Origin of the sequence: Spirosoma sp. KNUC1025 (assembly GCF_045160025.1) — a bacterium.
In the GTDB taxonomy this organism is placed as follows: Bacteria; Bacteroidota; Bacteroidia; order Cytophagales; family Spirosomataceae; genus Spirosoma.
In genome coordinates this window covers 3056600-3076604 of record NZ_CP087139.1, presented here as the reverse complement: position 1 = coordinate 3076604, position 20005 = coordinate 3056600, and the positions used below count along the sequence as shown (strand labels likewise).

Here is a 20005-nt window from a genome sequence, read left to right as displayed (position 1 = left end):
CACACTTTATTGATGACTACAGGGTTCCGTTTGGGTCGTTATCGGTTGTTCCCCCGTAGTTGGTTGTATTGTCGTAAGGCGGTTTGATGCGATCCCGGAATATCAGCCAGAGACCAAGCGCGATCAGCATAAACGGCCACAGATCACCAAAGTCAATATCGAGGTAGCGATCCAGCAGGAACAGTACGCCAAGGATAATCAGAACGGCTCCGCCGATGAGACCACGGTCGGGAGATGCAGGCTTGTTGGGGTTGTATGGATTCATGGAAAAATAAGGATTAGAAAAAGCGGTTGATTGGGCCACAACACTATCCGAGCGACGCTCAGGCAGTACGATCCAGAGGATAATATAAAGGATTATCACCGGAAAATGTGGTATAAAAATTCCGATTACAAAAAGTACGCGTATCAACGCGCGATCAATTCCAAAATAATCGGCCAAACCAGCACATACGCCCCCAATTTGGGCCTGGTCGGCAATACGTTCTAAGCGCTTGTTCATGGCAGTAGGTTGTTTAAAACGATGTAAACCTAGCAGCTACCGACGGGCTATGGAAGTAGATTTGGAAGAATGGCCGCGGCTATGGATGGAAGTATGTTTTCAATGATAGTAGGTAATACATAGTAGTGGTTAGTCATTAGTCATTTGTTATTGGTGATCGGTTGTAACAACTAATGACCAGTGACCAATGACTATTCTACTTCAATCGCTTCCAGAATATCCATAAGTTCACCAAACTCTTTATTGCCAGGGCGTTCTTCGTCGCCACCGCTCAGTGCGATTCCACGAACGGGCAGGTCGGCCAATAGACCGTGGACGTTGGCAGCCGATACGCCAATACCTAATAAGGTAGGATAACGGGCAGAGAGCCGCTGTAGAGCCGATTTCAGGTCATCATCGAGATGGAGCGCATTTTTGCTTTCGAGCAGCACGTAATCGGCACCGGCTATACCCGTCTGAAACAGCGTCTGAAGTTGATCGAGCGTAATGAGCGATAAATCAACGCGCAGGATAAGCGGCTTATCAAAGGTTGTAAGATACGGCAACAAAGCAGATTCGTCCACCTGCAATACATCGGGCTGATACGTTTCCAGAAGTTGCTCAATGGCTTCCGGATCAGTGGCTGTTGTTTCACCAACAATCTGAACACCGGCAACCCAGGACCGGATTTCGGCAAACGTCTTTGGCTCTATATACTCAGGGGAGTCGATATCCATCGAAAAACCAAGCATATCAACGCCCATACCGGCACAGTAGCGAGCATCACTAAGGTTCGTCACGTTGGAGATTTTAACAAGCGTTTGAAGAGCCATTTTTTTCAGTTATCAGTCTTTGTATTGCGGCTGCGAAGTTACGGCCCATTGCGGTACGTAGCGCCGGTTTCGCCGGAGAATGTTCAGCATCGGACAAGTCGTGTTCGAAATCGTACACGTTATTCGGTCAAAAGCAGCGCTGGGAGGACGTAGCGCTGTTTTTTGCGGATTGGCAAGGTATTTGTTCTACAAAAGTTAATGTAATTATCAGTTATGAGACGAACTTATCTGGGTGAGTTTGAGGAAATCGTGCTACTGACCGTTGCCGTACTAAACGAGAGCGCGTATGGAGTGGCCATCACCGACGAACTTGATCGGCAAACCGGCCGGTCGGTGAGCATAAGCGCGGTTCATGCAGCGCTGCATCGACTGGAAGAAAAAGGGATGCTCAAGTCGCACATGGGCGAGGCTACTGCCGAACGAGGTGGCCGACGGAAGCGCCTTTTCAGCGTAACAGCCCTGGGTAGCCGCACGCTGCACGACATCCGGGCCACACGTGATCAGCTCTGGAACTCCATTGCACCAAATGCCTTACCAGCGATAAGTATATAAGCGGGGAGCAGGGATTAGAGAAGCGATCCGCTTCGCTGTACGCCTTACATCTCGCCCCCTGCACCCTGCTCCATGCACCTCGCCCCTTGCCATGAAACCACAACCACCCAAACTCGCCGACCGACTGTTAGGTCTCTTCTGCGCTCCGCATCTGCTGGAGGAAGTGCAGGGCGATCTGCACGAACGTTATGAGCGCGACCGAAACCTGTTAGGAAGCGTTCGAGCCAGTCGGCGCTACTGGTTAAATGTACTGGGCTTTCTACGCCCGTTTGCTCTGAAACGACAACCCGCTGACTATACCTCAATTCCTTTATTCAGACCTGCCATGTTACAGAATTATTTAAAAATCGCCTTTCGGAATCTGGCTCGCAATAAAGCGTATTCGTCCATTAACATCATTGGCCTCAGCATCGGGCTGGCCGCTGCCATGCTGATCATATTGTACACCAAAGACGAAGTCAGCTACGACCGTTTTCAGGCTAATAACCCGAAGATTTACCGAATCTACAGCAAGCATCTGACGCAAGCCGGTATTGTCGAGCAGCTACAACCCTACACGGGCATTTTCCCCGGACCGAAGTTTCAGGCTGGCGTTCCTGAAATTGAGTCGTTTGTTCGATACAGAGAGAATCAACGGGATTTAAAGCTTGGCAATGAAGTGAAAAGTCAGCAAATCTTCCAAACTGACTCCAGCTTCTTTTCCGTGTTTACATTTCCGTTGCTAAGCGGTAATCCGAAAACCGCCCTACAACGTCCGAACTCCGTAGTGATTTCAGAAAACATGGCGAAGAAAACTTTCGGATCAGCCAATGTGCTGGGCAGAACCCTGTTTTTTAAAGAGGATGACAAATTCGAACCGTTTACAATAACGGGGGTCGCCAGGAACTGCCCGCAAAACTCATCCATCAAATTTGATGTGCTGATGCCGTTTATCGTGGAAGCTGAACAGTGGGCTAATAATGAGAACTGGTTCAGTGTATTCCTCAACACGTTTGTGATTGTCAATCCCAGGGCTGATGTCAGGGTAGTTGAAGCCAAAATGAACAAGGTATACGTGGCCGACGCAAAGGAAAGTATCAAATCAATAGCTGAGAAGTTCGGAGAAACCGGAAAAACCGAATACGCGCTTCAGCCCTTCACCGATATGCACCTGAGCAAGGAACTACCCGCCAGCAACGGGCTTGTCGACGAAAGCAATCCTGTATTTTCCTATATCCTATCGGGTATCGCGCTGTTTATTCTCCTGATTGCCTGCATCAACTTCGTGAATTTGACGGTTGCCCGTTCGTTAAAACGAGCCAAAGAAATTGGTGTCAGAAAAGTGGTTGGTGGCGCCAGAGCCCAGCTCATCATTCAGTTTCTGGGCGAATCGTTCATTCTGTGTTTGGCGGCCTTTGTTCTGGCTATCCTGCTGGTCGAATTTGCCCTGCCCACCTTCAATCAGCTGTCGAACAAAAGCCTGGCGCTTTCCTACCTGTTCGACGCTAAATTAATTGCCGGGTATGGGCTGCTTTTCCTGATAACGGGTCTGTTGTCGGGCTTTTATCCGGCGCTTGTGCTGTCGGGCTATAACCCGGTGCAAACCCTCTACAGCCGGTTCAATCTGTCGGGCAAAAATTACCTGCAAAAGTCACTGGTTGTTTTACAGTTTGCGCTTGCTTCTTTTTTAATCATTGCTTCCCTGACCATCTATTCGCAGTTCAACTACCTAACCAGCAAGGATTTGGGTTACAATGACAAAAATATGGTCATCGTCGACAAATCAAATTTGAAACGTAGCGAGGCCAAGTTATTCAAGGAAGAATTGACTAAAAATCAGAACATTATCGACGTAGCGCCCAGAAATGGCGGACGCTGGGGAACGGTAGCGAAAGTCAACGGCGAAACCCAGTTGAGTTTTGATTACGAAACGGTCAATGAAGTTTATCTACCGCTCTTCGAGATACCGATTCTAAAAGGGCGCAACTTCTCCCCTGCTTTCCCTTCCGATTCAACGCAATCGGTTCTTGTCAACGAAACATTTGTCAGGAAAGCCGAGTGGAAAAATCCCATCGGTCAGGTTGTGGATTTCTGGCTGAACGAAACCGACAAAAAATATACTGTTATCGGCGTCGTGAAAGACCATCATTTTGAATCGTTAAGCCAGGAAATAAAACCGCAATTATTCACAATGCGGCCCGCCAACAGATACGGGAAAGCGTTTGTCAAAATTAAACCCGGCACCGAAACAGCTAGCCTTCGGTATATTGAGAAAGCGTTCAAACGGCTTTTCCCGCTCAGCCCCTATACGTATAAATTTCTGGATCTGGAGAACATAAAACGGTATGAATCAGAAGCAAAGTGGAAACAGATGATGCTCTTCGGCGCTGTACTGACCATTTTCATCTCGTGCATTGGTCTCTTCGGACTTGCTACGTTATCGGCTGAGCGACGCACGAAAGAGATTGGTATCCGCAAGGTACTGGGGGCATCCGTTTCGGGAATAGTGCAACTGTTGTCTACTGATTTCCTGAAGTTGGTTTGTCTGTCGTTCATTTTTGCTTTTCCGGCGGCCTGGTACGCCATGCAGGAGTGGTTAAACAACTACCCCTACCGGATCGACCTAAATGTCTGGGTGTTTGTTATAACGGCTTTCATCGCCATTTTCATCGCCTTCCTGACTGTTGGCTGGCAATCGTTACGTGCCGCTATGATCAATCCTGTAAGAACGCTGAAAACGGAATAGAGCATGGGGCAGGGCGCAGGGATTGTAAAAGCGATCCGCTTTACTGTACACCCTGCCCCCGCTCCTAGCACCCCGCTCCATGCACCTCACCCCTTGCCATGAAACCACAACCACCCAAACTCGCTGACCGACTCCTCGAAAGCTTCTGCGCTCCGCATTTGCTGGAGGAAGTGCAGGGTGATCTGCACGAACGCTTTGAGCGGGATGCACAGCGCATGGATTACGAACAGGCCAACCGACAGTACTGGCTCAACGTGCTGGGATTTCTAAGACCGTTTGCCTTAAAACGACCCTCCTTCGACTACGTTTCTCCATCAATACTCAATCCCATTATGCTACGCAACTACCTAAAAACCAGCCTACGCAGCCTGACCAAGCACAAAGTCAGTACGCTGATTAACGTTCTTGGTCTTACGCTTGGGGTAACGGCCTGTCTGGTCATTTATCTCATTACGAGTTATGAACTCAGCTACGATACGTTCCATGCCGACAGTGAGCGTATTTATCGGGTGATAGGCGAGTCGCAGTACAATAAAAATGAGGAGAAACACCCGGTCGGATTCGTTCCAAACGCAGTGCCCAGCGGCATGCGAAACGAAATTAGTGGGCTGGGTACCATTACGGCTCTGCACAATATCGAATCGGAAGTTTTGATTCCGAACGGAACCGCAAAACCAACCAAATTTGAAGGGCGACGTCATGGTGTCGACAGGGCCGAAATCGTAGTAGTCGAGCCGGGTTACTTCAATATTTTCCAGTATAAATGGTTGGCAGGAAGCCCAAAAACAGCGCTTAATGAACCGTTCAAACTGGTTTTGTCGGAGCGAAAAGCCCGCAAGTATTTCGGCAATTTGCCCCTGGAGAAAATCATCGGCAAGGAAGTAATTTATCAGGATTCGGTGCACGTGAACGTAGCGGGCATCGTTCAGGACTGGGCTCAACCCACCGATCTTACCTTCACCGATTTCATTTCGTTTGCCACCGTCCGGGCCAGCCAGTTGAAAAAGGGTATAAACCTCGATCAGTGGGATGATATCTGGTCGGCTTCGCAGGCTTTTGTCAAGCTGCCAGCGGGAACCTCACCGGATCGATTTACGGCGCAGTTTCAGCGGTTCACTAAGGCGCACTATCCCAAAGAATTCAAATTTACACCCGCGCTTCAGCCCCTCTCGGACCTGCATTTCAACGAAGATTATCAGGACAATTATTCCCGCAAAGCCCATTTACCGACGCTCTACGGACTTATGGCTGTAGCCGGATTTATACTCCTCATCGCGGCTATTAACTTCATTAACTTATCAACGGCTCAGTCCGTGCAGCGAGCCAAAGAAACGGGTATTCGGAAAGTGATGGGCGGCAGTCGTATGAGCCTGATTGCTCAGTTTATGAGCGAAACCGTTCTTCTGACGCTGGTGGCCGTTCTGATTTCATTAGCTCTTGTAAACCCTATTCTGTCAGCTTTTCAGTCGCTTACTCCCAAAGGCTTAACTTTTGAGCTGTTCAGCCTCCAGACTGGTATCTTTCTTTTCGGCGTTACAATTTTTACGGCGCTGCTATCGGGCTTTTATCCATCGCTGGTTCTGTCGTCGTACGTACCAGCGATAACGCTTAAAGGGCAGACGGCACTGACGGGCGGGCAAAAAGGACAATTACGTAAAGCCTTGATTGTGTTTCAATTTACGGTTTCGCTGGTGTTTATCATCGGTACGTTGCTGGTAGGTCGCCAGCTTAGTTTCATGCGCAACAAAGACCTCGGTTTCAGAAGCGACGCTATTGTGTCGATACGTCCGCCCTGGGGAGAAAAAGGGAAGGTGCTCGCGCAAAAAATCCGGCAGCTTTCGGGCGTTGAGCGGGTAGCCATGGAATGGTTTCCCCCGATGGGCGACAGCCATATGGTAACGAAGCTGAAATACCAGGGAACGAAACGAGCCGTTGAGATGGACGTATCAGCAAAGATCGGTGATGAAAATTTCATTCCGCTTTATCAGCTTCGTCTGTTGGCCGGGCGCAACTACGTCAAGAGCGATTCACTCCGGGAGCTGGTCATTAATGCTAGTTTTGCAAACGCACTGGGTTTCCGCAAACCCGCCGAAGCACTGAATCAGATGATTGAGTTTCAAGGCAAAAAATTTCCGATTGTCGGTGTTGTGGCTGATTTCCACGAGCAGTCGTTTCACGAAAAAATCGGGCCGGTATTTATGGGCTACATGCCTCATGCCCGGAATCTTGGTATCAAGCTATCGACCAAAGGAAAACAGGTAAGCGACCTTAAAGCCACACTGGCCAGCCTTGAACAACAATGGAAAACCGTTTATCCCGACAACAGATTTGACTATACGTTTCTGGACGATTCCATTGCCCGGTTATATGAAAAAGAGCAGAAAACGGGTCAGCTTGTCAACACCGCCACGGGTATCGCCATTCTGATCTCCTGCATGGGACTATTCGGGCTGGCGATGTTTACCGCCGAACAACGTACCAAAGAAATTGGCGTGCGGAAAGTGCTGGGTGCTTCGGTCGGTAGTATTGTGGCCTTGCTGTCGAAAGACTTCCTGAAGCTGGTTGTCATTGCGCTGGTTATAGCCACTCCCATTGCCTGGTGGGCCATGAACAAATGGCTGGCAGATTTTGCCTATAAGGTTGATATTGAATGGTGGGTGTTTGCGCTGGCCGGTTTGCTTTCGATTGGTATCGCCCTGTTGACAGTTAGTTTTCAGAGCATCAAAGCCGCCCTGACCAATCCCGTTACGTCTCTCCGGTCGGAATAGCTGGATCGGTGATTTGTCTTTTATACCTACCCCGTCCCCTGAGAGGAAAGCCTTCCTAATTGGACTTTCACCTCCTTCAGGGGGCCGGGGATGACGATCAATCAATCTGCACAGCTCCTGCGGCAACTTGCCGGGCACCTGTCAGATTGATTTCCGTCGGCTGAGGGGCAGCAAATGTCAGAACAGGTTTTTGCGAGAGAAAAAGCGCGTTTTCAAACGATATACGGCCACACGTAACATCGGCAAATGAGGCTTTTGCTTCAAAAAAAGCTTCTTTCAGGCTAGCTTCTTTCAGATTGGCACCGCCGAAATCAACGGCATTTTTAAACCGGCAATTATCAAAAATACTTCTGCCGACAAACTGCGCGTAGTTGAAGTTCAGCAGTCCGTGCGATGTGCATAACGAGAAATCGAGGTTGGCGCGAAACTCCGCCAGATTAAACTGCGCATCCCCCGCAAAGGCCGCGCCCTGAAAATAGCTCACCCCCGCCCATACCGACTTCCAGAAATTGACACCCCTTCCGAAATGAACGGTTTGAAAATGCGTTTCCTGCGTAAAAAACGTATTGTCAAAATAAGCTTCCGCATCGAAATAAGCCCCTTCAAATGAAACAGCCCGGTTAAACTGACTATTGGAAAAACAACCGATTCCGGCTACGGTAACCGACTGAAAATTAATTGCTTCGTTGAATTTACAATTCAGAAACGTAAGGTTTTTGCGAAAATCACAGAGCGTTGTTTGCCCGTTACGCTGACTGAAACCCAGCACTTTGCCCGTGAATACGCAGTTTTTGAAAAAGATGGGTGAGTCGATCACCGCCTTTCGCGTATTGGCCGTTTCGGGGTATGTTGTTAGCGTCGTAAAATCCAGATCGCCGTCAATAGTCACATTCTCAAGCAGAACAGGTTCCTGCTTTTTAATCGTTTCCACTACGCTGGCAGCCGATACGTTTTTACTGCTCGATGTTGCGGAAGTTGTACAGGCCACGCAGCTGAAGCCAATCAACAGCACTGCCAGTAGCTTACTTAACTTTTGCGGCACGTAACGACTGGGTTGTGTTCTGACGGTCATGTTCGCGAAGTTTTTGAGCGAAAGCTCCGCTCTTTTTCTGCTGACGGATGAAACTAAAGATTTCCTGAGGTGTGTAAGCGTTCAGATTACCCGGCTTCACAACCGAGTTAAACTCACGGCGCGACTTAACCGGGCTTTTGATGCTCAACTGGTTTTTGAAGGAAAACGCAACACCTGCCGTCTCGTAACCCTGACGGGCCGCATACCCATTTCTGAATTTGATGGGCCGGTCGGTCGTGTAAAAGAAGTTATCGTCCTCGTAGTATTCATCGAACGTATCGTCGGCATCGACAACCAGAACCAGGTAATAAGAACCGTTCAGATTAGAGGGCATCTGGTAGCTAACCTGCACGCCCTCGTCGTTGCCAAAAAGCTGTTCAGACAAGCTGCTGCCCGACGGAATGGGTACGTTCAGATTGCAGTTACCTCCATCGCAGGTGTACTTGCCCGACGCCAGATTTTTTGTGGTGTAGGTATGATGAAACAATACGCCGTAATCATTGGCATTCCGGGCATTGTAATAAATGTAGTACGCTGTCCAGGGTGTTTGCGGTTTGGCGTCGGCATCGCCGTCGTTATAGATATTGAGGTCAACGACACGGGCAGTCGACGAACCTGTATTCTCATAGTCCGAAAAGTCCTGATTGATCCAGGCAACCAAATCAACACCGTTTACTGAAGGAGCCGGCTGCGGGTTTGGATTGTCCTGCGGTTTGGTTGTGCTTTCACTCATCACCATCAGAGCTTTAGTACCGAACCCGTCATCATAAACAAACGTATTGAGCAGAAAATTGTAATCAATCCAGATGAATCCTTTGCTGCCCCAGTTGGCACCCCAGGAGTTTACGATTTTAAAGGCTCCACTTGCGCCTTTGCGGTCGTCGTAACCCACAATAGCCAGGCCGTGATACGCATCCTTTCCGACTTTGTTATATGTCGTGTTGGAGGACAGTACGTTGTCGCTATTCCATGACATGAAATTGTCCGACAACTTCGCGATAATCATAACCGGCAGTTTATTAGCCAGTTGCTGTTTGATACTGACCACGCTTGGGTCAATGGTACGGTAGCTTTTTATTTTATGCTTAGCTGCTTCGGCATCCCAGGCAGCCGATGCGCTGGTCTTGCTGCAGTCGCCCAGATTGCTGTAGGGAACGACGCTCAACGTAGCCGCTCCGCGCTGCTGCAATACGTCGAGGTTGGCCGCCAGCGTACTTCCGTTACAATTCGGTTTTTTCCCCGGCCCTTCAGGAATCGACGTAAACAGATCGCGGGGACTGATCTGATAAACCGGACTGCTTAGCTGCGAAGCAGTATATCCTTTGGCAATTCCTTCGATAACGGTTTTAGTGTAATAGCCGGTTGCCCAGGATACGCAGGTGCCATAGCTGCCCTGATTGCCTATTGGTGGAAGGAACGCACTAAGGTCAACGGCAGCGGGGAGGTTGTCGGCCGCCGTATAGCCAAACTTGGTCGAAACAGGAATTTCGTTGAAATTTTCGTTACCCAGTCCGCCAAACGAATAATCCGAGGTCGACGGGTTTGGCTTATCGGGCGTAGGTACATCTTCTTCCTGCTTTTTGCAGCCAAACAGTAAGGCTGCGAAAAGGGCAGTGAGTAAAAATCGGTTGGTAGTCATTGATTCTGTTAAAAAGAGAAAAGTGTGGATAGCAACGTAGCAAAGTTGAACTCTCCCCTCCTGCCGGGAAAGCCGAAGGTTTACCAACCGTAAAAAACAGGGGTTGAATTGATTAAAATGTGCGTAGAACAGATCAGCCAGCCCCAGCGAATGGCTGTTTAGGTGGTCCATAGCCCTTGTCCCAAACCGTACAGCGTTTGTCCGAAACTGGACAATGACAAATAGAATTTCACAAAAAATGGCGCTTTCTGGCTGGTGAGCAGCATATTCTGGTACTGGCAAGGCATTTGCTCAGCAAAAATAGAACTAACGCAAACCCATGAAACGAAGCTATTTGGGCGAGTTTGAAGAGATCGTGCTGCTCACGGTGGCTGTGCTGGAAGGTGGAGCTTATGGGGTAGCCATTACGCATGAGATCATCGAGCAGACAGGTCGTTCAGTCCGGCTCAATCAGATTCATTCAGCATTGGATCGACTGGAAGACAAAGGCATGGTGAAATCAGAAATGGGTGAGCCTACGGCCGAACGGGGTGGTCGCCGAAAGCGGCTGTTTACCGTAACGGCCTACGGCCGGCGGACATTGCAGGAAATTCAGGAAGTACGTACCAGTTTCTGGAGTCGGTTATTGAACCCGCTTAAACTGTCAACTATAGCGGGATAAGCAGGGTGCAGGGCGCATGGTGCGAAGAGTTCGCCCAGTACCCGGCTCCCAGCACCTTGCCCCCAGCCAAACCCCTTTGCCCATGAACCAACCGCCCAAACTTGCCAACCGGCTGCTCCGCTTTTTCTGCGCCCCTCACCGGCTGGAAGAAGTACAGGGCGATTTGCAGGAAGAGTTTGCGTACCAAGTCAGACGTATCGGCGAGCGACGGGCGTGCTGGCGATACTGGTGGGATGTACTGGGATTCTTCAAACCGTTTGCTATCAGGCAAAAACGAAGTCCGTATTTGTATACAACAACGTATTTAATGAACCCGACTATGCTTCGAAACTATTTAAAAATTGCTTTCCGAAATCTCGCCAAGAGCAAGTCGTTTTCGGCGATTAACACACTCGGCCTTGCCTTGGGTCTGACCTGTAGTCTGCTTATTTATCTCTGGATACAGGATGAACGCAGCGTCGATGCGTTTCATGCGAATAAAAATCAGTTGTATCGGGTTTACATGCGCGAGTACTTCAGTGGAAAAATGCAGGGTGTCATCTGGACACCGGGTCCGCTGGCCGCTGAGCTTAAGAAAGAAATACCTGAAATTCAGTACGCAACGGCCTACGAATGGCCCGGCAGGCAGACATTTTCTGTAGGTAACAAAATCAACAAACAATCCCTCAACGCGGCTGGGCCAGACCTTTTCAGGATGTTCAGCTTTACATTTCTGCAAGGTACGCCCGAGGCCGCCCTGAAGGACCGGAACAACCTGGCAATTTCCCGCAGTATGGCCGATCTCTATTTTGGTAGTCCCGAAGCGGCCATTGGGAAGTCGATTCGATTCGATAACCGAAAAGATTTACGTGTATCCGCTGTTTTTGAAAACCTGCCGAAGAACAGTACGCTCCAGTTCGACTGCCTACGCAACTGGGATGCCTACGTGGAAGATGGAAATGATTGGGCAACGGGTTGGGGCAGCACTGATCCGCTGACGTTTTTTATGATTCGCTCGGACGCAGACCCGGCAAAGGTAGAAGCCAAAATACAGCATATGCTGGACAAATTTAACCGGGACGAAGGCAAACCGTTTCATACCGAACTTGCCATGCAGCCTTTCCACGAATATTACCTGAACAGCAATTTTAAAAATGCCCGGATCGATGGTGGACGTATCGAATACGTCCGGCTGTTTAGTCTCGTGGCGGTGTTTATTCTGCTGATTGCCTGCATTAATTTCATGAATCTGGCAACCGCTCGCTCGGCCAAACGAGCCAAAGAAGTCGGCGTTCGAAAAGTTGTTGGCGCCATGCGCTCGTTGCTGATCGGGCAGTTTCTGGGCGAAGCGCTGCTGTTGACGATTGGCTCCGTTGTTCTCGCACTTTTATTGGTTAGTGGGCTGTTACCGGCGTTCAATACGTTGACCGATAAGCAGATTAGCCTGCCCATTCATAACGTATCGTTTTGGAGCGGACTGGCTGGATTAACCGCCTTAACGGGTTTAGTCGCCGGAAGTTATCCAGCCTTTTTTCTGTCTTCGCTGAATCCGATTCGGGTCCTGAAAGGGTCCCTAAAATTCAACAGCAAGTCCACCTGGCTGCGACAGGGGCTGGTTGTGTTTCAGTTTTCCCTATCTATTATTCTGATTGTCGGTATGATTATCATCTATCGGCAAGTGGATTACGTACAAACCAAAAATCTGGGCTACGACCGCGAAAACCTTATTTACTTTCCGTTAGAAGGCGATTTGGCGAAGAACTATGATGTTCTCAGCGCCGAGTTTGCGCAACTACCGGGCGTCCGAAACGTATCGTATATGACTGCTGATCCGGCATCAAATGGATCGGGGACTGAAAACATCAGTTGGGCAGGCAGCGACCCAAACGACAAAGTCCGGTTCACACCCGTCGGCGTCGGCTATAATTTTGCCAGAACCATGCGTATTACGTTACGGGAAGGGCGGGATTTTTCGAAAAGTTTTCCTACCGATTCCAGTGGATTTCTGATCAACGAAGCCGCCCTAAAAGTTATTGGCTATAAACAACCCATTGGAAAACGTATTACCTGGGGACAGAAGCAAGGCACTATCGTTGGTGTGGTAAAAGACTTCCATTTTCAGTCGCTCCATGCCACTATCCGGCCACTCATTGCTTACCTGCGGACGCAACAGCTGGTCGGGAATGTAAACGTAATTGTGCGGATTGATGGCAGTAAAACCAGGGAAACAATGGCCCGAATAGAGGCTATCTGCAAAAAATTGAATCCAAATTATCTTTTTACCTACTCATTCACCGATCAGGAATATGCCCGGCAATACCAGAGCGAACAGGTGGTCAGCAAACTCGCCAGTTATTTTGCCTTTCTGGCCATTTTCATTTCCTGTCTGGGTCTGTTCGGGCTGGCTACGTTCACCGCTGAGCAGCGAACCAAAGAAATTGGCGTGCGGAAAGTACTGGGAGCATCGGTTACGAGCATCATCGGATTGCTCTCGAAAGACTTTCTCAAGCTTGTAGCCATTGCCATTATTCTGGCGTCGCCCGCTGCGTGGTGGGCCATGAATCAATGGTTGCAGAACTTCGCTTACAAGATTGATATTGAGTGGTGGATGTTTGTTTTGGCGGGAATAATGGCCGTTTTAATCGCCCTTCTGACGGTCAGTTTCCAGAGTATTCGAGCGGCTCTGGTGAACCCCGTTAAATCACTGCGTTCGGAATAAGCCTCCGTAGAGACGCAGGGGACTGCGTCTCTACAAACAAACAACCCATGCAACACCCACCCAAACTCGCCGACCGGCTGCTCCGCTTCTTTCTTTCCGATGATCGGCTGGAGGAAGTGCAGGGTGATCTGCACGAGGAATTTATCTGGCAGGTCAGCCGAATTGGTGAGCGACGAGCCCGCTGGCGATACTGGCGAGATGTGCTGGGGTTTCTCAAACCTTCTATTTTAAAAAGTCAACCCGATACGTATCCAAGAACTTACTTAATGAACCCAACTATGCTTCGAAACTATTTTCGGACCGCCTGGCGCAATCTGGTCAAGAACCGTTTCTATTCGCTTATCAACATGACGGGACTGACCGCCGGACTGGCCGTTGGCATCCTGATTCTGCTCTGGGTCCAGGATGAACTAAGCTTCGACCGGTTTCATACACAAGCCACCAACATCTACCGACTCGAAAACTGGGCCGGTACGGGTAGCAGCCGGCAAATCTGGCAGGCGACTGTAGCGCCTATTGCTGATATGGGCAGGAAAGAACTTCCCGAGATCAAAGATGCTGTTCGGTTGACGTATAATGGCATGTTCAACCTGTTTAAATACAAGGAAAAAACGGTGAGCGAACAACGTACGCAATTTGCCGATCCGGCGCTGTTTTCGATGTTCGATTTTCCGCTCGTTCAAGGAAATCCAGCCAACCCGTTTCCCGATAACCATTCGCTTGTCATGACCGAAACGACGGCTAAACGCTACTTCGGTCATGAGAATCCAATTGGGAAAATACTGGCTGGCGATAACAATACGTCGTTTAAAGTCAGTGGTGTTATTCGAGATTTTCCGAAAAATTCGAGCATTCAGGGGGATATGATCCTGCCGATTTCGCTGCTGTTCGACACCATGTATCAGGACCGCACAAACGGCCGGAGCAAAGACAATGACTTTTCCAATTTCAGCTATTTTACGTATTTCTTACTGCAACCCGGCGCATCGGTCAATTCGCTGACTGACAAGCTACGTACCATTCACCTGCGCAATAAACCCGAAGACACTGACCTTACCTATCTGCTTGAACCTCTGGCCGATATGCACCTCTATAAAGCTGACGGTTCGGAAGGCGGTATCGAAACGGTACGTATGTTTTCGATCATTGCGCTGCTGATTCTGGTCATTGCCTGCATTAACTACGTCAACTTATCGACGGCCCGTTCGATGCTACGTTCCAAAGAAGTGAGCATGCGTAAAATTGTCGGGGCGGCCCGAAGCCAGCTTTTTATACAGTTCATTGTTGAAACTGCCCTGCTTTTTTCGATTGCCGCCATACTGGCGCTTGGCCTGATGTATAGTCTGCTGCCGTTTTACAATCAGCTATCGGGCAAAGAGCTTGTGCTTAACTTCTCGGATTATCGCTTGTGGGAGGTTATTGGCGGAACGATTGCCGGAACGCTGATCGCTTCGAGTATTTATCCGGCCATTCTGCTGTCGTCGTTGGAACCCCTGAAAGCACTGAAAGGAAAGGTGTCGGCGCGATTGAGTGAAGCCCTGTTTCGAAAAGTGCTGGTCGTGACGCAGTTTGCAGTTTCAGTGATTCTGATTGCCAGTACGTTTATCATTAGCAATCAACTGCAATACATTCGCTCGAAGGAATTGGGTTATAACAAAGCGCATGTCTTTGGCCTGTTCATGCGGGATGACATGAGCAAACATTACGATGCCGTTAAAGCGGATCTCCTAAATCAGCCCGGCGTAGCGGCTGTAACGCGTGCCAGCGCCAACATCGTGCAGATTGGAGCGCAAACCGGCGACAATGAATGGTATGGCAAAGAAAAAGGCGAAACCATGTTTGTGCGGCCGGTGGCGATTGATAAAGATTTTATTCCGTTTTTCAGGATGCAGCTGGCGCAGGGAGCCAATTTTACGGGTGCTGTGGCCGATTCGCTGCATTTTATCCTGAACGAAACAGCCATTAAAGCCGCCCGCATCCAGAACCCGATCGGTAAGCCATTCCGGCTCTGGAAACATAAAGGAACGATTATCGGCGTGGTAAAAGACTTTCATTTTGCGTCTATGCGCCAAAAAATTGAACCGGCTGTTTTCTTTTACGACCCAAACCAGATGAGGGCGCTGTATGTCAAAACAACCGGTCAGGATGCGAAAGCGGTGATTGCCGCCACGGAACGTTTATACAAACGATACAATCCGGATTACCCGATGGAATACTCGTTTCTGGATGACGTTTTCAACAACCTGTACAAATCCGAGCAGCAGACGGGTTTACTGTTCAACGTGTTTGCCGCCATTGCCATTCTCATTTCCTGCCTGGGCCTCTTCGGACTGGCCACATACACGGCTCAGGTACGTACCCGCGAAATCGGGGTTCGTAAGGTGCTGGGAGCCAGCGTGACGGGTATTATTGAGCTGCTGGCCAAAGATTTCGTGAAGCTGGTGCTGATTGCCATTCTGATCGCTACGCCCATTTCCTGGTATACGATGAATCGCTGGTTAGAGGATTTTGCGTACCGGATTGATGTGCAATGGTGGGTGTTTGTCTTGGCTGGGTTGCTGGCGCTGGTCATTGCATTGCTAACGGTCAGTTTTCAGAGTATCAAAGCGGCATTAATGAACCCGGTGAAATCATTACGCAGTGAGTAGCGCGGAGCGGAGAGCAAGGAGCGGGGTGCTGGGAGCGAGGAGTATTTTTGACAGCCCCTACTCCCGGCACCTTGCTCCTCGCACCCAGCACCCCCTATAACCGATACGTTACCGATACCAAGCCGGTTGAGTACGTTTTCGAATCGATCAGTGTCAGACTTATCCGCTCTTTCAGGGGGGTAAAGAGTGGTTTTCCGGCGCCTAAAATAATGGGGTGAATTGCCAGAAACAGTTCATCAACGAGCCCTTCGTTAAGAAACGACGTTGTCAGGCTGGACCCACCAAAAAGCCAGAAATCTTTTCCACTCTGATTTTTAAGCGCATTTACCTGCGTTTTTATATCGCCACGGATAAGCTTTGCGCCGTCCTCAACTCCCATCAACGTGCTGGAAAAGACGTATTTCTTAAACTGAGGAAACGAGTAATTGCTGGCCTCTTCGGCCGGATTGTTCAGCAACTCATAACTCTTCCTTCCGATAAAAATCGCGTCGATACGTTCCAGAAAAGCGTTCATTCCGTAATCCTGATCGGTGAAGCACCAGTCGTACTCACCGTTGGGTCCTTCTATGTAGCCATCCAGGCTAACGGCCAGCCCTAAGATCACCTTTCGTATCATCGTTATTTGCAGTTGGTCCAGCGGCAAAGTTGTGAACAGTTATACCTACTCGCTTGTAAAAATCGGACATGCGTAACAAAAACGTTAACTTCCCAAAAGGTAGAGCGCTCAGGCCATAATTAGTACAAGACGCTGTCTGTAGCAATTAACTGAGTCGGGCTAAGACCAGAATACTGCCGACAGGCATGGATAAAATGGGCCTGGTCGTAATAGCCACTCTCGTAGGCAACCTCGGTCAGGGTTAAAGTGGGGTACTGTTTCAGTTGCTTCAGTGCCTGTAGGAAGGTAGCCATTCGGGCAAATTCTTTTGGCGAAATGCCAATGCATTGGCTGAACAGCCGGACCAGATGCCGGTTGCTAAGACCAACCCGACAGGCTAGTTCTTCCACAGAAAGCAGTCCGTTGGCCCGCTTGATTTCCTGCACACAATACGTAACGGCTTTATCAAATCGTGTGGCTTGCTGAAGTCGATTTATCAGATACTGTTGCACAAGTTGAACCCGCTGGTCAACAGTTCGGGCACCCTCAACCAATGCCTGTAATGCATCTGCACTATCCCCCAAACATCTCGTAAATCGATCACATGGTTTGCTACGTGGTGCATAGACAACGGGAAGAAGGGATAGGCAAACCCGTCGGTAAAACAAACGGATACAAAACCCACCCTCCCCCGCGTCTGAACATCCATAAACGTGTTCATACGGGACGTAAGAAAACTCCTGCCGTGGGCAGATGGGGCACCAGGCGCGGCAACTTGCTGCGGTTCGTAAAAATTCACAAAAAGCTCTACGCAGGCATCAGGTAATACACGCATCGGCACCAGCGAAGCCTCCGACTCGTCACTGTCCATTACGCATATGGTCTTAACATATGGCTTTAGAAGCGGATGAATATCGTAGAGCTGGTAGTGCATTACTCAAATATACCTCCGTTTGCGATTCGCTGTCCGTTTTGCGTACACCAGATGTCCAGATTCGGACAAGCTAAGTGCCTTGATTTTCTTCAAAAATGGCTTTCTGAGTAAGTCAGCAGCAATAGTGATGAGTTGGCACCGCATTTGTTCGGCATTATCGTATAATATACCGAACCATGAAAAGGGCCTTTCTGGGAGAGTTTGAAGAAGTGGTGCTCCTGACCGTAGCCATCCTTGACGAAGGGGCTTACGGCGTCAGTATTACACAGGAAATTGAGCAAAAAACCGGTCGGGCGGTTGGCTTCAGTACGGTTCACACGACGCTGCAACGGCTGGAAGAAAAAGGCTTTCTTTCCTCGCGCATGGGCGGTGCCACGGCCGAGCGGGGTGGACGCCGGAAGCGGTTTTTCACCATAACGGCCGCAGGTCGGAAAGCCCTGCAGGAAGTAAAGCAGATACGTATGGAACTCTGGAACTCGCTGCCCCCACAAACCCTGCAATTAATGGGAGGGTGAAGAAAATGATGAATTAAGAATGATCAGTACGGCTGTCATTCACTATTCCAGTATTCATCATTTCTCATTCATGATTCATCATTCTTAATTCATCATTTCTCACTTATGTCTCCTCCCCGCTTTGCCACCTGGCTGCTGGAAACGTTCGGTCATCCGGATACGGTGGAAGAAGTGCAGGGCGATTTGCAGGAACTGTATGCGCATTGGGTGCTGACTGATGGAAAACGAAAAGCCAACTGGCGCTATAGCCTGAATGCGTTGAAATTATTACGGCCTCTGGCCAAATCGAAAACAGCTAAAGAATATCCTTCACCCTTACTACTAAGTCCTGCTATGCTATGTAATTATGTAAAAATCGCCTGGCGCAACTTGGTTCTTCACAAAGCGTTTACGGCCATTAACATTGTCGGATTGGCGGTTGGTTTGGCTACCTGTCTGCTCATCGTGTTGTTTGTGCTGCATGAACTGAGCTATGACCGTTACCACGCCAATGCCGACCGAATTTACCGAATGGCTCTCAATGGCCGAATCGATGATAAAGATATCCAACTGGCCTATGCACCCGGACCAGCGGGACAAGCCTTGCTGCGCGACTGTCCAGGCGTGGAAGCCGTTACCCGATTACGTAAGGAAGGGACTTTTTTAGTCAAGAACGGACGTGATATTATTAAAGAAGAGCATGTTGCCTTTGTGGATTCAAACTTCTTCTCGGTTTTCACAATACCATTGCTGAAAGGCCATCGGGTGAACGCACTTGCTGAACCGAATACGCTGGTTCTTAGCGAAACAATCGCCCGGAAATATTTTGGTCAGGCCGATCCCATTGGAAAAACGCTCACATTAGGACATCTGGGTTTGTTTCGGATCACCGGCGTTTGTGCCGATGTACCGTCGAATACACACTTTCATTACGACATGTTTGGCTCATTTCCTTCAGTTAAAACGGGCAATAAATGGTTAGCCAGTGGTTCCTATACCTATTTGCGGGTTCGCGAGGGCTACTCCATTCGTCAGGTGGAAGCTGTAAGCCAGGAGTTCGCCCGGAAATACATTGCTCCGGAAATTAAGGAGTTCTTCGGAGCTACTTTTTCGGAATTTTCCCAGAAAGGCAATGGCTTTAGCTTTCGTTTCCAACCCATAACTAGCATTCATTTAGAATCAAACCTGGACGACGAACTAGAGGCCAACAGCGACGTTAAATATCTGTACATATTCTCGGCGATTGCTTTTTTTATCCTTCTGCTGGCGTGCATCAATTTCATGAACCTATCCACTGCCGGATCGGTAGGGCGCTCGAAAGAAGTGGGTATTCGCAAAGTGCTGGGTTCCATTCGCAAGCAGTTGGTCAGTCAGTTTCTGGCCGAGTCTGTTCTGGTAACTTTCCTGGCACTGGGAATGGCTCTGGGATTCGTTCTGTTGGTATTGCCAACTTTTAATGAGCTGGCTGGTAAACAGTTTTCGTACCGCGCGCTCATCGATGGCTGGATGCTACCAGGAATTTTGCTGGCCTGTCTGATAATAGGAATACTGGCAGGAAGTTATCCGGCCTTTGTACTCTCCTCATTTCGTCCCGTAAAAGTGCTTAAAGGAGCTACCCAGACTGGCACACGTAGCGGCTGGTTACGTAGTACGTTGGTGACCGTTCAGTTTGCAGTATCGATCAGTATGATCATTGCCACTATGGTCGCGAATCAACAGTTAGGTTTCATTCAGAACAAGAACGTGGGTTTTGATAAAGAACAGGTGCTGGTCCTGCACGATACGCACGTACTGGGGTCAAACGTGAATGCATTTAAAGAAGAACTGGCCAAACTGACGCCCGTTGTGGGGGTAACGCGCGCGGGTTTTTACCGGCTGGAACGTCCAGCCAGAGTGTAGATGGAA

15 protein-coding genes are annotated in these 20005 nt (G+C 49.2%); 8 read left to right on the top strand and 7 right to left on the bottom strand.

Features of this window, described 5'->3' with window-relative positions; translation table 11 throughout:
- Positions 1-16 precede the first annotated feature (16 nt).
- A complete protein-coding gene (locus LN737_RS13370) occupies positions 17-502 on the bottom strand; it encodes a PspC domain-containing protein (RefSeq protein ID WP_405519598.1) in 486 nt (161 codons plus the stop codon).
- A gap of 191 nt (positions 503-693) precedes the next feature.
- Positions 694-1314 carry an N-(5'-phosphoribosyl)anthranilate isomerase gene (locus LN737_RS13365; RefSeq protein ID WP_405519596.1) on the bottom strand — a complete coding sequence of 207 codons (621 nt, stop codon included), beginning with the start codon at positions 1312-1314 and terminating at the stop codon, positions 694-696.
- A gap of 213 nt (positions 1315-1527) precedes the next feature.
- On the opposite strand from LN737_RS13365, the gene LN737_RS13360 reads away from it, so the two are divergent.
- From LN737_RS13360 to LN737_RS13350, 3 genes are all read left to right on the top strand, one after another.
- On the top strand, positions 1528-1866 hold the full coding sequence (locus LN737_RS13360; RefSeq protein WP_405519594.1) for a PadR family transcriptional regulator: 339 nt from the start codon (positions 1528-1530) through the stop codon (positions 1864-1866).
- Positions 1867-1957: 91 nt separating this feature from the next.
- Positions 1958-4591 (top strand): ABC transporter permease, encoded by a 2634-nt coding sequence (locus tag LN737_RS13355; protein ID WP_405519592.1) that lies wholly within the window; start codon positions 1958-1960, stop codon positions 4589-4591.
- Positions 4592-4689: 98 nt separating this feature from the next.
- Complete coding sequence (locus LN737_RS13350; RefSeq protein ID WP_405519590.1) at positions 4690-7359, top strand: permease prefix domain 2-containing transporter; 2670 nt, start codon at positions 4690-4692, stop codon at positions 7357-7359.
- A 97-nt stretch (positions 7360-7456) separates the two neighbouring features.
- Here the strand turns inward: LN737_RS13350 and LN737_RS13345 are convergent, their stop codons facing one another.
- Positions 7457-8431 (bottom strand): pentapeptide repeat-containing protein, encoded by a 975-nt coding sequence (locus tag LN737_RS13345; protein ID WP_405519588.1) that lies wholly within the window; start codon positions 8429-8431, stop codon positions 7457-7459.
- Positions 8382-10070 carry a C1 family peptidase gene (locus LN737_RS13340; protein ID WP_405519586.1) on the bottom strand — a complete coding sequence of 563 codons (1689 nt, stop codon included), beginning with the start codon at positions 10068-10070 and terminating at the stop codon, positions 8382-8384. Before LN737_RS13340 ends, LN737_RS13345 begins: the two co-directional genes overlap by 50 nt.
- Before the next feature lie 319 nt (positions 10071-10389).
- On the opposite strand from LN737_RS13340, the gene LN737_RS13335 reads away from it, so the two are divergent.
- The 3 genes from LN737_RS13335 to LN737_RS13325 all read left to right on the top strand — a co-directional run bounded on the left by LN737_RS13335 (position 10390) and on the right by LN737_RS13325 (position 16077).
- A complete protein-coding gene (locus LN737_RS13335) occupies positions 10390-10731 on the top strand; it encodes a PadR family transcriptional regulator (RefSeq protein ID WP_405519580.1) in 342 nt (113 codons plus the stop codon).
- 82 nt (positions 10732-10813) lie between these two features.
- The gene (locus LN737_RS13330) at positions 10814-13429 is read left to right on the top strand and encodes an ABC transporter permease (RefSeq protein WP_405519578.1); all 2616 of its coding nucleotides are present in this window, start codon (positions 10814-10816) and stop codon (positions 13427-13429) included.
- Positions 13430-13476: 47 nt separating this feature from the next.
- Positions 13477-16077 (top strand): ABC transporter permease, encoded by a 2601-nt coding sequence (locus tag LN737_RS13325; RefSeq protein ID WP_405519576.1) that lies wholly within the window; start codon positions 13477-13479, stop codon positions 16075-16077.
- A 94-nt stretch (positions 16078-16171) separates the two neighbouring features.
- On the opposite strand, the gene LN737_RS13320 is transcribed toward LN737_RS13325, so the two are convergent.
- The 3 genes from LN737_RS13320 to LN737_RS13310 form a co-directional block, all read right to left on the bottom strand.
- Complete coding sequence (locus LN737_RS13320) at positions 16172-16693, bottom strand: dihydrofolate reductase family protein (protein ID WP_405519574.1); 522 nt, start codon at positions 16691-16693, stop codon at positions 16172-16174.
- A 119-nt stretch (positions 16694-16812) separates the two neighbouring features.
- On the bottom strand, positions 16813-17256 hold the full coding sequence (locus LN737_RS13315; RefSeq protein WP_405519572.1) for a helix-turn-helix domain-containing protein: 444 nt from the start codon (positions 17254-17256) through the stop codon (positions 16813-16815).
- The gene (locus LN737_RS13310) at positions 17169-17606 is read right to left on the bottom strand and encodes a DUF6597 domain-containing transcriptional factor (protein WP_405519570.1); all 438 of its coding nucleotides are present in this window, start codon (positions 17604-17606) and stop codon (positions 17169-17171) included. Before LN737_RS13310 ends, LN737_RS13315 begins: the two co-directional genes overlap by 88 nt.
- A 176-nt stretch (positions 17607-17782) precedes the next feature.
- Here LN737_RS13310 and LN737_RS13305 point away from each other — a divergent pair, with 176 nt between their 5' ends.
- Both LN737_RS13305 and LN737_RS13300 read left to right on the top strand, forming a co-directional pair.
- Entirely contained in the window at positions 17783-18121 is a 339-nt protein-coding gene (locus LN737_RS13305; protein ID WP_405519568.1) for a PadR family transcriptional regulator, read from the top strand.
- 105 nt (positions 18122-18226) lie between these two features.
- Complete coding sequence (locus LN737_RS13300; protein WP_405519566.1) at positions 18227-19999, top strand: permease prefix domain 2-containing transporter; 1773 nt, start codon at positions 18227-18229, stop codon at positions 19997-19999.
- Positions 20000-20005: the final 6 nt, after the last annotated feature.

Excerpts from the sequence above, each read along its gene's own strand:
- LN737_RS13340 (WP_405519586.1), bottom strand. The coding sequence starts at position 10,070 with ATGACTACCAACCGATTTTTACTCACTGCCCTTTTCGCAGCCTTACTG.
- LN737_RS13360 (WP_405519594.1), top strand. The coding sequence starts at position 1,528 with ATGAGACGAACTTATCTGGGTGAGTTTGAGGAAATCGTGCTACTGACC.
- LN737_RS13305 (WP_405519568.1), top strand. The coding sequence starts at position 17,783 with ATGAAAAGGGCCTTTCTGGGAGAGTTTGAAGAAGTGGTGCTCCTGACC.
- LN737_RS13330 (WP_405519578.1), top strand. The coding sequence starts at position 10,814 with ATGAACCAACCGCCCAAACTTGCCAACCGGCTGCTCCGCTTTTTCTGC.
- LN737_RS13355 (WP_405519592.1), top strand. The coding sequence starts at position 1,958 with ATGAAACCACAACCACCCAAACTCGCCGACCGACTGTTAGGTCTCTTC.
- LN737_RS13325 (WP_405519576.1), top strand. The coding sequence starts at position 13,477 with ATGCAACACCCACCCAAACTCGCCGACCGGCTGCTCCGCTTCTTTCTT.
- LN737_RS13370 (WP_405519598.1), bottom strand. The coding sequence starts at position 502 with ATGAACAAGCGCTTAGAACGTATTGCCGACCAGGCCCAAATTGGGGGC.
- LN737_RS13345 (WP_405519588.1), bottom strand. The coding sequence starts at position 8,431 with ATGACCGTCAGAACACAACCCAGTCGTTACGTGCCGCAAAAGTTAAGT.
- LN737_RS13365 (WP_405519596.1), bottom strand. The coding sequence starts at position 1,314 with ATGGCTCTTCAAACGCTTGTTAAAATCTCCAACGTGACGAACCTTAGT.
- LN737_RS13300 (WP_405519566.1), top strand. The coding sequence starts at position 18,227 with ATGTCTCCTCCCCGCTTTGCCACCTGGCTGCTGGAAACGTTCGGTCAT.
- LN737_RS13335 (WP_405519580.1), top strand. The coding sequence starts at position 10,390 with ATGAAACGAAGCTATTTGGGCGAGTTTGAAGAGATCGTGCTGCTCACG.
- LN737_RS13310 (WP_405519570.1), bottom strand. The coding sequence starts at position 17,606 with ATGCACTACCAGCTCTACGATATTCATCCGCTTCTAAAGCCATATGTT.
- LN737_RS13320 (WP_405519574.1), bottom strand. The coding sequence starts at position 16,693 with ATGATACGAAAGGTGATCTTAGGGCTGGCCGTTAGCCTGGATGGCTAC.
- LN737_RS13350 (WP_405519590.1), top strand. The coding sequence starts at position 4,690 with ATGAAACCACAACCACCCAAACTCGCTGACCGACTCCTCGAAAGCTTC.